Genomic DNA, 10,699 nt, shown 5'->3' with positions numbered 1-10,699 from the left:
CCGACATGCCGTTGGCAACATAGCCGATCGCGTAATGGTTCGGCACCACGCCGATGCGGCGGATCAGTCCGCGATCGAGCATGGCATTCATGCGCGCCATTACTTCTTCCGGCTTGATACCAACCTGCTCGGCAATCGCATGGTAGGGACGCGCAACCAGCGGCAGGCCCTGCTGCGTGGCGACGATGATGGCGCGGTCGATGTCGTCGGTCGGTTTCATCAGACGGTCAGTTTGAGTTCAACGAAATATTCGCGCGACTTCGGGAAGTTGTAGACCTTGCACCCCGTGTCGTGCTCGATGCGTTCGATGGCGCGGTCGATGCCGTCCGGCGTTTCCGCTGCCACCACGAACCACATGTTCAGGTCGTGGGTGCGCTCGTAGTTGTGCGCCACCTCGGGAAACGCGTTGACCGTCGCCGCGATGCGCTCGTAGTCCTCCGCTGGCGCACTCAATGCGGCCAGCGTGAACGCGCCGCCCATGCGTTCGATCTGGAACAGCGGCCCGATGCGGGTGAGCGTGCCGTTCTCGAGCAGCGTTGCCAGGCGCCGGAGCAACTCCTCCTCGCCGATGCCCAGCCTCTGCGCCGCCTCGAGGTAAGGCCGTTCGCATACCGGCAGGCCGCCTTGCAGCGAATTGATGATGCTGCGGTCGATGTCATCCATGGCGCGTCTCCGGCATGCTTGCGTAATGCGCGCCGCGTTGCTTGAACCGGCGGCAGCTGAACAGGACATGGCGTGGCAACGCATCGAGCCCGCATTCGGCGGAGAGCGCATCGATGCGCGCCTGCACGTCTGCCCTGTCCTTGCCGTGGATCATGCAGAACAGGTTGTACGGCCAGTCCGGCAGGCGACGGTCGCGGCGGTAGCACAGCGTGGCGCGTCCGCTTTCGGCGATGCGGCGTCCTGCTTCCGACACCTGCTGATCCGGCACGTTCCACACGGTCATGGCATTGGCGGTGTAGCCGAGTTCATGATGGCGCACGATGACGCCCATGCGCTTGAGCAAGCCTTCGTCGAGCCAGCGCTCGATCAGGCCGATGGCGTCCTTCTCGGCCAGGCCAAGGCAGGAAAACGGCCGCTCGACAACGGGCAGGCCTTCCTGCAGTACAGCGACAACGCGCTGCCCGGTCTCGTCCAGGGTGACCGGCGGGCAGCACACCACGCGGGAAGGACGCACGCCCTTGCCGGCATCGTAGGCCGCGAAGTCGAAGCCGAGGTCGATGTGGTATTCCTCGACCATCGGCAGCACCAGCACCGGGCCGGATTCGCACACTTCCTCGATTTCCGCGAACACGGCATTGAGCCGTTCCACGGAAGGCGCGGCAGCCACGAACCAGAGGTTGTAGCGATGCTCGCGTTCATAGTTGTGATTGACTTCCGCGAAGGCGCTGACAAAACTCGCCACGCGCTCGAGCCGTTCCGGCGCGACGGCCAGTGCTGCGAGCGCACTTGCGCCGATCACGTTGGGACGGAACACGGCGCCGATGCGGCTGATTGCGCCGCTGTCGCGCAGGAAGCGCAGGCGCTCGATGACCAGCGACTCATCAACGCCGAGTTTGCCGGCCATGGCCGCGAAGGGTCGCGGCTGCAGGGGGAAATCGCGCTGGAAGCCGTTCAGCAGTTCCAGGTCGAGGGGAGATTGGATGGAGACGCGGGCAGCGTTCATGCGGGCCTCAGAATCCGGTTCGCGCCGCGCGCGAGGTGAAGAAAATGCCGCTCGGTGCCTCCGCCTTCAATTCCACCTTGCGGGCAAATGTCACTGTGTCGTACACCACCACCCGGTTGTCGTCGCGTGCCGAGATCCAGACAGCCTCGCCGCGCGGCGTGAATTCCATGTGCAGGACGGTCTTGCCCGGCTCCAGGCGCTTGACCACGCGCCGCGCTTCGGCGTCGATGATGTCGACATGGGAATTATCGGGGAAGGCGAAGTTGACCCAGATCTGCCGGCCGTCGGGACGCGCCATGACGAACACCGGCTGGCCGCCGACCGGAATGCGTCCGGCTTCCTGCCAGGTTTCCATGTCGAGCATCAGCACTTCGTTGCGCCCGATGGCAGGGAGATAGGCATAGCGCCCCGCCACTGCCCAGCCGCGCAGGTGCGGCATCTTGTACACCGGCATCTTCTCGGTGCCCTTGCCGTATCCATCGAGCACGCGCTTGACGCCGCGCTCCGGATACCAGAGGTCGAGCATCGCCAGCCCGTCTTCGCCGAACAGTCCGGCGAGGTAGTAGCGGCCGTTCGGGGTGACCAGGCCGTCGTAGGGTTCGCGCCCGATGTTGCGGAACTTGTCGACCTTGGGCGTACGCGGGTCCGTCACGTCGGCGACCCAGATCTCGCCGGCCTCGAACAGGCTCCACACGAAGCGGTTGCCGGGAGCATCCGCGAGGCCGACCACTTTCGCGCGCGCGCCCTGCTCGCCATAGGTGGCGGGGATATCGGCGACCAGTTCCAGCGTGTCGGCATTGAAGATCTTGACGCCGCCCGGCGTGTAGTTCTGCGCGGCGACCCAACGGCCATCCTGCGAAATCGCGCCGCCGATGCTGTTGCCGGCCTGGATCACGCGGTTCACGATCGATCCCTTGAGCAGGTCCACTTTCGTCAGGCCGCCGTCGCGCCCGAAGACGTAGGCGTAGCGGCCGTCGCGCGAATACACCAGCGACGCGTGGGACAGATCGCCCAATCCTTCGATGCGCGAGATCGCCTTCTGGCCGGTGGTTTCCACGACCTGCACGCTGCCGCTGGCGCGTTCGATGACGACCCCGAGGTCGCCCGTGCCGCGCAATGGTTCACTCGCGCAGCCTGCGAGCACCAGGGCAATTGCAGCCATCAAGCATTTAACGCTCACCGGGAAATCCTTTCTGCAAATTGTCGACGATCCATGCTGCTTCCTGCGCGTTGACGAAGCGGTTCCACGGCGGCATCGGCGTGCCAGGCCGGCCACCCATGATGGTCGCCACCAGCGACTCGGCGGGCTTGTCGCGCAGGGTTTCGGGGAGCAGTGCCGGGCCAAGGCCACCCTTGAGCGTCAGGCCGTGGCAAGAGCCGCAGTCCTGGCGCACGAGGCGGATCAGTTCGACGCGGCGTGCGGAATCGGGAGAATATGGCGCGGCATCGGGTGCCGCGAAGGTGTGCAGGTGCAGGAGTGCGCAGGCAAGCAAAAGCATGGCCTTGCCGAGGCTTCTTCCTGCTCCATTCGGTACAGGGATCATGCTGCTGCTCCTGTTTCCGGTATTCGGGTAAGAGTAGGGTGGGTAGAGCGTAGCGAAACCCACCCTACAGTTCTTTACCCTTTACCGCCGTACATCAATAAACGTCGTGCTGCGTGTTGTTGACGTTGAACTTGCCGGTCGGCGTGATCAGGCGCGGGTCCTTGATCACGGTCTTGAGCTTGCGGGTCTTGTCATCCACGACCACGACAGCGGAGACCTTGTCCTTGGCATTCCACACCGAGAACCAGACTTCATCGCCCGCCTTGTTGTACTCCGGCTGGACGACGCGCTTGGCGCCTTCACCCAGGTTGGCCCACTCGGCAATCGGCAGGACTTCAAAACCTTTGTCGAGGTTGTTGATGTCATACACCGCGACCGACTGGCTGACCTTGGCATCCGGGTGCAGCGGCGTGTCGACCCACAGGTTCTTCGACTTCGGATGGGTCTTGATGAACAGCGAACCGCCGCCCTGTCCCTTCACCGTTGCCACAACCTTCCAGGCCTGCGCCTTGTGCTTGACGGGATCGGTACCGATCATCGAGATCGTTTCGTCGCCGAGGTGGCTGGTTGCCCATACCGGACCGAACTTCGGATGGTTGAAGTTGGCGCCGCGTCCCGGGTGCGGGGTCTTGCCCACGTCCACGATCGAGGCCAGCTTGCCTTCCTTGGTGTCGACGACCGCGATCTTGTTGGACGCGTTGGCGGCCACCATGAAGTAACGTCCGGTCGAATCGAAACCCCCGTCATGCAGGAACTTGGCGGCATCCAGCGTCGTCGTCTTCAGGTTGTTGATGTCCTTGTAGTTGACGAGGTAGATCTTGCCGGTTTCCTTGGCATTGATGACGAATTCCGGATTGAAGTGCGACGCCACGATGGAGGCGACGCGCGGTTCCGGATGGTACTCGTTGTCGACGGTCATGCCGCGGGTGGACACGATCTTCAGCGGCTTGAGCGTGTCGCCTTCCATCAGCACGAACTGCGGCGGCCAGTAGGAGCCGGCGACCGCGTACTTGTCTTCAAAGCCCTTGTACTTGGAGGTTTCCACCGAGCGTGCCTCGAGGCCGATCTTGATTTCGGCGACGTTGTCCGGCTTCTCCATCCACAGGTCGATCAGGTTGAGGCGTGCATCGCGGCCGATCACGTACAGGTAGCGTCCCGATGCGGAGATGCGGGAGATGTGCACCGCATAGCCGGTCTTGACGATGTTGATGATCTTCTTGGTATCGCCGTCGATCAGCGCCACTTCGCCGGAGTCACGCAGCGTGGTGGAGAAGATGTTGGCGATGTTGTAGTTGTTCATCTTCCTGGTCGGGCGCTTGGCGACCGGGATGATGTCCTTCCACGTGGCTTCCATTTCCTTGATGCCGAATTCCGGCGGCGTCGGCGGCTCCTGCTGGATGTAGCGGGCCATCATATCGACTTCCTTCTCGGTCAGGTCGCCGGAAGTCTGCCAGTTCGGCATGCCTGCCGGCGAGCCGTAGGCGATGAAGACTTTCAGGTAATCCGTGCCCTTGGCCAGCGTGATGTCCGGCGTCAGCGGCTTGCCGGTAGCGCCCTTGCGCAGCACGCCGTGGCAGCCTGCGCAACGCTCGAAGTAGATCTGCTTGGCGCGGTCGAACTCCGCCTTGGTCATCGGCGGCGCTTTCGGGTTGATGTTCTGGTGCATCTCTTCGCTGGCGAGCGGCGACGCGCCGGCCTGGTACTTCACTTCAGGCCCGGCATGCGGCGTCTTGTCCGGCGAGACCTGCGCGAAGGCGACAGCAAACGGCAGAGCTGCCAGTATTGCCGCCAGGGGGCGGACAACCTGCTTGTTCAGCTTCATGTTTATTCTCCTCTGAGAAGGATGTTGGACTACCACGAGAGAAACAGCTTCAGTTGAAACCGTTTACTGCGCCGACATAAATCAATGTCCATGCGGCGATACAGGCTGTCCGACACTTTGCGCTTGCTCTATTCTCATTTCCTTAATATTCATCAATTTTTTTCGGGCTACCGGGGCATACATTGGTGCGGATTCGACATGCGCTGATGCGCATTGGAACTTATCGATAAGGAGCCCCGCCATGTCACCCTTTCCTCCCGAGCGTGCAGTCCCGGGAAAAGTGTTCCTCGTCGGCGCAGGACCGGGCGATCCGGACCTGCTGACGGTGCGAGCGGCGCGCCTGCTTGCCTCGGCGGAAGTGATCGTTTACGACCACCTGGTCGGCGCCGGCATCATGGACCTGGTCGGCCCAAAGGCGGAACGCATTTATGCCGGGAAACAAAACAGGCGGCACACGATGGCGCAGGACGACATCAACAGCCTTCTGGTTCGCTTGGCGATACAAGGAAGAAACGTGGTGCGGCTCAAGGGCGGCGACCCCTTCATTTTCGGGCGCGGCGGGGAAGAACTGGAAACACTGGCCGCAAGCGGCATCCCCTTCGAAGTCGTGCCCGGCGTGACGGCGGCCAGCGGCGTCGCCAGTTATGCCGGCATTCCGCTGACACATCGCGACTACGCGCAATCGTGCATCTTCACCACCGGGCACCTGAAGGACGGCACGCTGGACCTCGACTGGGCCACGCTGGCGCGTCCGCGCCAGACCGTGGTGATCTACATGGGATTGAATGCCTTGCCGGAAATTGCGCGCCAGCTCATCGCGCACGGGCAGTCGCCCGACATGCCTGCCGCCGTGGTCGAGAAAGGCACGACGGCGCAGCAGCGCGTGGCAACCGGCACGCTCGCCGCGATGCCTGACCTGGTGGCGGCGCTCGGATTGCAGTCGCCTTGCCTGATCATCGTCGGCGAGGTGACGGCGCTGCACCGTAAACTGCAATGGTTCACCGGCGAGGCCGGCGCAGTGGAGAAGGCCGAAGTATTTTGCTGAGCAAGCCGGATGAAGCCCGGCTTAGTGCATGCTGCGCGTGATCTGGTCGCTCCATTCGAAGGCGGCCAGTTGCAGCAGGTAAAGGTCGTTGTGCGACAGCCGCATGTCCTTGATCGACTGCAGCAGCTGCATGTCGGTCTTGGAGTGCCATTCGGTGGATTCGGCCAGGCGCAGGATGCGGCCGAATTCGCCTTCGCGCCGCAACAGCGCATCGCCCACCTCATCGACCACCGGGATCTGTTCCAGGATCTTTTCCATCGGCATGCTGAACAGGGTATCCATCAGCGACATGATGCCCACCGTGAATGCGGTATCGGCAATGCCCCGGTTGCCCGGCTTGATCTTTTGCGCGATCAGTTCCATCAGGCGGCCGCGCGTGGTGGCGAGCGCGAGCAGCGGCATCAGCGTGCTGCAGTGTCCTTCGCTGCCGGAGTAGAGCAATATCTGCAGCCATCGCTGCAGCTGGTTGCGCCCGAGTACCATGAGTGCCTGCCGCAGGGAATCGATGCGATGGATGCTGATCGCCGGTGAATTCACCAGCCGCAGCAGGTTCAGGCCGAGCGAGACATGGCGCTTGATGTGCTCTTCGATCACCGAGTTGTCGGCATCGGTGGTGAGCAGTCCCATCAGCGCGGTGATGGCAAGCTGCGACGGCGCGAGCTTGCGGCCGGTTTCGTAGACCGGTTTGGTGAAGTAATAGCCCTGGAAGTAATCGAAGCCCAGGCTGTAGCATGTGCGGAACTGCTCGTGCGTCTCCACCTTCTCCGCCAGCAGCTGCTTGCCATGGGGCCGGTAGGCGGCGCACAGCCGGGCGAGTTCATCGGTATCCTTGCCGTCGACATCGATGCGCACGCCTTCAACGAGGGGCAGCAGCGCCGTGGTGATGGCGGGGTCGTCATGGTGGACCAGCGCGAAGCGGAAGCCCTTTTCCACCAGTTCGGCCAGACGCGCCTGGAGTTCGGGTGTGGCTGCGGGGACGTCGGCGAGTTCGAGGATGACCTTGTCCGGTTGCAGGAATTCGAAAATGCCGCTCATCAGCGCGGTGGGATCGATGCACAGGATGCCGTTGAGATCGCCGATCACCCGTCCCATGCCATGCTGGTAGACGTCGCCGATGACGGATGCGGATGCCGGGTGGTCTTCGGTGTCGCCGGCGGCCGCGGGGGACTGGTCGTCACTGCAGAAGATCAGCTCATGCGCGACGAGGTGCTGTTCGCGGTCGAGCACCGGTCGACGCGCCATGAAGAATTCGGAGGCGAGCAGGATCCTGTGCGCACTATTGAAGGTTACGCTGATGCTCATGGGATGTCCTCGTCTGCTGCGCCGGTTCGTCTGTCACATAGTCATTATCGGCGAGAAACAAGCCGGGCTTGAGCAATACCGCTTGTGCGGCGCAGCAATCAAGGGAGGCGAAGCGTGAATACGGCGCCGCCGCCGGAATGGTCTTCCAGCGTCACGGAACCGATGCGATCGCCCTTGCGATGTGCTTCGGCGATGGCGGTGCAGAGTGCGGTGCCGAGTCCGGTAGAGGGTTTGTCTTCCTTGGCGCCAAGGCCGGGGCCGTCGTCGCGCACCGTGAACGCCAGGTCGCCGGACGGATCCATGGCGCAGCCGACGTCGATCGTGGTGCGGGCGAAGCGCGCCGCATTCTGCAAGGCGGCGGAGATGGCCAGCCCGACGAGGTTCTCGTCGAAAAAGCCGAGCACCGGCATGCCCTCGGCCTGGATGTTGATCTTCAGGTCAGCCCTGCCGCTGGGATTGTCGCGGATGACGGCCTTCAGGAAATCCTCGGGATTGACCGCATCGACGCGCGCCTTCAAGCCCTGCGATGACGCCTTGTACAGGGTAAGGAAACCGATCAGGCGTTCGTGCAGCGTGGCGCACATTGCCTGGGCCGACCCGGCCTGCTCGCGCGTGGGCTGCTGCGCCAGTTCGGCCAGCATCCCTTCGAGCACGCCCAGTGCGTTCTTGATGTCGTGGACGACGGCAGCGGCGAGCCTGGTATCCATGGCTATTTTTTCGCCCGGCTGAGGGTTTCGCGCATGAAGCGGTACATCTTCGCCACGCGCTCGTTGCCGGGCATCAGGGTGTCGAGCTTGGCGAGGTAGTTGTTGACCCGCGCCACATAGTCGAGGTTCAGCCCCTTCTGGCTCATCCACAGCAGGTGCAGCTGCGCGGCGGCGAGCAGCACGCCGGTGTTTTCGGGCATGCCTTGCAGGGCTTCTTCGAGTTTTTGCAGCGATTCGTCGAACTGAGCCTTGCGCATCAGCGCGTTGGCTTCGGCGACGATCGCGTTGACCTGGTCGAGTGCGCCATCGACCACCTCGGCCGCCAGTTCTTCCTTGCCGCTGTCCTTGAGCACCTTGCGCGCCAGCGATACCAGGCGCGTGTTCTCGTGATCGGCACGCACCGCTTTGGAAAGGATGGATGCGCCTTCGTCGTCGCGGCCGATCGAGAATGCTGCCTTGGCCAGCGCGAGCGCCGCACCGTCGGCGCGCGCTTCCCCGGCGAGGCTCTTGGCGCGCTCGAATGCATGCTGCGCCAATTCGAGGTCGCCCATTCCGATATGGGCCTGCGCCAGCACTGCCGCCTGCGTGGCGGAGAAGGCATCGGACTCGGCATAGTGTTTCGGCGCCGATGACAGCAGCTGCAATGCCGCATGCGGTTCGCCCGCGTCGACATGCACCTGGGCCAGCGACAGCAGGTCGGACGGCTGCGCGGTGAGCGAGCCGCGCGTGTGCTTCAGTGTCCGGTCGAAGGCAGTGCGCGCCTGCTCAAGGTTGCCGGTGCGGTAGGCGACGTCGCCCACCATGCGGCTGCGGCGCGCGGAGGGAATGACTTCGTAGGAACGGTTCAAGGCATCCAGTGCCTCCTGCTCCTTGCCTTGCGCCTCGGCCACCTTGGCCAGCATGTCGTAGGCCATGACGTACTGCGCATTCTGTTCGATGATGCCCTGCGCGACGGCTTTCGCCTCCTCGAGCTGGCCGGACGCGAAATGGCAGCGCGCCAGGCCGTAGTGCGCCCAGACCAGGTCATCGCGCAGCTTCAGCGCCGCGTCGTACACCGTGCGCGCCTCTTCCGGCTTGCCCAGTTCGAGCAGCGCGTTGGCCTTGAGCTTCATGATGTCGAGCGACCACTTGGGCTGCGCCTGGATGGCGCGGTCGCATTCGGCGACGGCGCCGGCAACGTCCTTCAGGTTGAGGCGGCCGATGATCTGGCGCAGCGCGGTCTGCTTGTCGAGCAGGCGTTCGATGCGTTCCAGCAGCTTGCCGCCCGTGAGCGGCTTGACCATATAGGCATCGGGCTGGAATTCGGCTGCGCTGGCCACGAGGTCGTAATTGGTCTCTGCCGTCACCATGATGAACATGGTCGACGCCGGGAGGATGTTCTGCGAACGCAGGAATTCCAGCATCTGCTGGCCGTTGGTTTCCCGGTTCAGGTTGTAGTCGCAGATGATGACGTCATAGGCGCCGCGGCGGATATAGCTGATCGCCTCGTCCGGCGTCGAGGCCTGGTCGACATGCGGAATGCCAAGCTGCCCGAGCTGGGTCCGGATGTTCTGGCGCATGGCCGCCATGTCATCGACAACGAGCGATCGCAGGTGGGCCAGGCGCTGGTTGATGATGGTTGCCATAAAAGTCCAATAGCGAAAACGGCTTCATGATACCGCTTTCGGATCAAAAATTTCTTGACGGAAACTACAAAATCGGTAAAAAGTTTCCGTTCTTCAACATTTTGATGAAATCCTTCCAACTCCCCCCTACAATGGGCGGAGTGTTTCGTGCCGTCATGATGGCAGTCCCATTGCAGCTTTTGCAAGACCTTATGGAGCCGACAAGGAAAGACATGGAGCAGCAACCGATCGATACGGAGGAAAGCACCGCGCCCGAGAACCGGGATCCGCAACCGGTGCTCCGCAGGATCAACGAAGCGCATCGCGAACTGGAACACCTGCTGTTCAACCTCGAGCGCGAGCCGGATGCGCGAGCGCGCTTCCTGGCGGTGGCCGGCAAGCTCGTCGGCGCCATCGAGGACGGCCCCGACATCGCCCTTGCCAGCATCCTGCACAACCAGGACGAAGGCAGCTACGCGGTGCGCCACTGCATCGACACCGCGGTGGTCGCCATGCTGGTGGCGCGCGCCCTCGACAAGCTGCCGCACCAGCTCCTGACCATCGTTGCCGGCGCACTGACGATGAACATCGGCATGCTGCACAAGCAGGAACAACTGCAAAGCCGCCTCAACGCCATCTCCATCGACGAACTCGCCGCCATCCAGGCGCATCCGCGCGAAGGCGCCGAACTGCTGCGCCGCGCCGGCGTCACCGACGAGGAGTGGCTGGACTGCGTGCTGCTGCACCATGAAAACGAAGACGGCAGCGGCTATCCCTTCGGCCGCACCGGCGACCAGATCCCGGACACGGTCAAGATCATCTCCCTCGCCGACCGCTACTGCGCGCGCATTTCTTCGCGCAGCTACCGGCGTTCGCTGCTGCCGATCGAGGCGCTGCGTGACATCCTGCTGGCGGACAACGATGTGGTCGATCCCATGCTGACGGCCTGCTTCATCCGTGTTGTCGGCATGTATCCGACTGGAGCTGTGGTGCGGTTGGCCAGCGGGGA

General features: G+C 63.2%; 11 protein-coding genes. 2 read left to right on the top strand and 9 right to left on the bottom strand.

The annotated features are described in order from the left end of the window. The 6 genes from AYR66_RS16060 to AYR66_RS16035 all read right to left on the bottom strand — a co-directional run. Nucleotides 1-220: Lrp/AsnC family transcriptional regulator (locus tag AYR66_RS16060; protein ID WP_141104254.1), on the bottom strand; the 220-nt coding region annotated here is incomplete at its 3' end. Further along, nucleotides 220-663 (bottom strand): Lrp/AsnC family transcriptional regulator, encoded by a 444-nt coding sequence (locus AYR66_RS16055; RefSeq protein ID WP_141104087.1) that lies wholly within the window; start codon nt 661-663, stop codon nt 220-222. The genes AYR66_RS16055 and AYR66_RS16060, both read right to left, overlap by 1 nt. After that, nucleotides 656-1,666, bottom strand: coding sequence for a siroheme decarboxylase subunit beta (gene ahbB / locus AYR66_RS16050; RefSeq protein WP_088708338.1), 1,011 nt, complete (start codon nt 1,664-1,666; stop codon nt 656-658). Before ahbB ends, AYR66_RS16055 begins: the two co-directional genes overlap by 8 nt. Before the next feature lie 7 nt (nt 1,667-1,673). After that, nucleotides 1,674-2,828 (bottom strand): cytochrome D1 domain-containing protein, encoded by a 1,155-nt coding sequence (locus AYR66_RS16045; RefSeq protein ID WP_088708337.1) that lies wholly within the window; start codon nt 2,826-2,828, stop codon nt 1,674-1,676. Between the two features lie 7 nt (nt 2,829-2,835). After that, nucleotides 2,836-3,210 carry a c-type cytochrome gene (locus AYR66_RS16040; protein ID WP_272938349.1) on the bottom strand — a complete coding sequence of 125 codons (375 nt, stop codon included), beginning with the start codon at nt 3,208-3,210 and terminating at the stop codon, nt 2,836-2,838. Between the two features lie 94 nt (nt 3,211-3,304). Then, a complete protein-coding gene (locus AYR66_RS16035; protein ID WP_170942169.1) occupies nt 3,305-5,032 on the bottom strand; it encodes a cytochrome D1 domain-containing protein in 1,728 nt (575 codons plus the stop codon). 241 nt (nt 5,033-5,273) lie between these two features. Here AYR66_RS16035 and cobA point away from each other — a divergent pair, with 241 nt between their 5' ends. Next, a complete protein-coding gene (cobA, locus tag AYR66_RS16030) occupies nt 5,274-6,077 on the top strand; it encodes a uroporphyrinogen-III C-methyltransferase (RefSeq protein ID WP_088708335.1) in 804 nt (267 codons plus the stop codon). A gap of 21 nt (nt 6,078-6,098) precedes the next feature. On the opposite strand, the gene AYR66_RS16025 is transcribed toward cobA, so the two are convergent. The 3 genes from AYR66_RS16025 to AYR66_RS16015 all read right to left on the bottom strand — a co-directional run bounded on the left by AYR66_RS16025 (nt 6,099) and on the right by AYR66_RS16015 (nt 9,711). Further along, nucleotides 6,099-7,379 carry an EAL and HDOD domain-containing protein gene (locus AYR66_RS16025; RefSeq protein WP_088708334.1) on the bottom strand — a complete coding sequence of 427 codons (1,281 nt, stop codon included), beginning with the start codon at nt 7,377-7,379 and terminating at the stop codon, nt 6,099-6,101. Nucleotides 7,380-7,477: 98 nt separating this feature from the next. Further along, nucleotides 7,478-8,086 (bottom strand): sensor histidine kinase, encoded by a 609-nt coding sequence (locus AYR66_RS16020; protein WP_088708333.1) that lies wholly within the window; start codon nt 8,084-8,086, stop codon nt 7,478-7,480. Nucleotides 8,087-8,088: 2 nt separating this feature from the next. Beyond that, nucleotides 8,089-9,711 (bottom strand): tetratricopeptide repeat protein, encoded by a 1,623-nt coding sequence (locus AYR66_RS16015; protein ID WP_088708332.1) that lies wholly within the window; start codon nt 9,709-9,711, stop codon nt 8,089-8,091. Nucleotides 9,712-9,923: 212 nt separating this feature from the next. Here AYR66_RS16015 and AYR66_RS29620 point away from each other — a divergent pair. Further along, nucleotides 9,924-10,699, top strand: a 776-nt coding sequence (locus tag AYR66_RS29620) for an HD-GYP domain-containing protein (RefSeq protein WP_206047195.1), incomplete at its 3' end; no start/stop codon positions are given.

Source organism: Noviherbaspirillum denitrificans (genome assembly GCF_002211445.1).
GTDB lineage: Bacteria > Pseudomonadota > Gammaproteobacteria > Burkholderiales > Burkholderiaceae_D > Noviherbaspirillum > Noviherbaspirillum denitrificans.
Note: the sequence above shows the minus strand (reverse complement) of the source record. Positions and strands in the feature narration are given on the sequence as shown.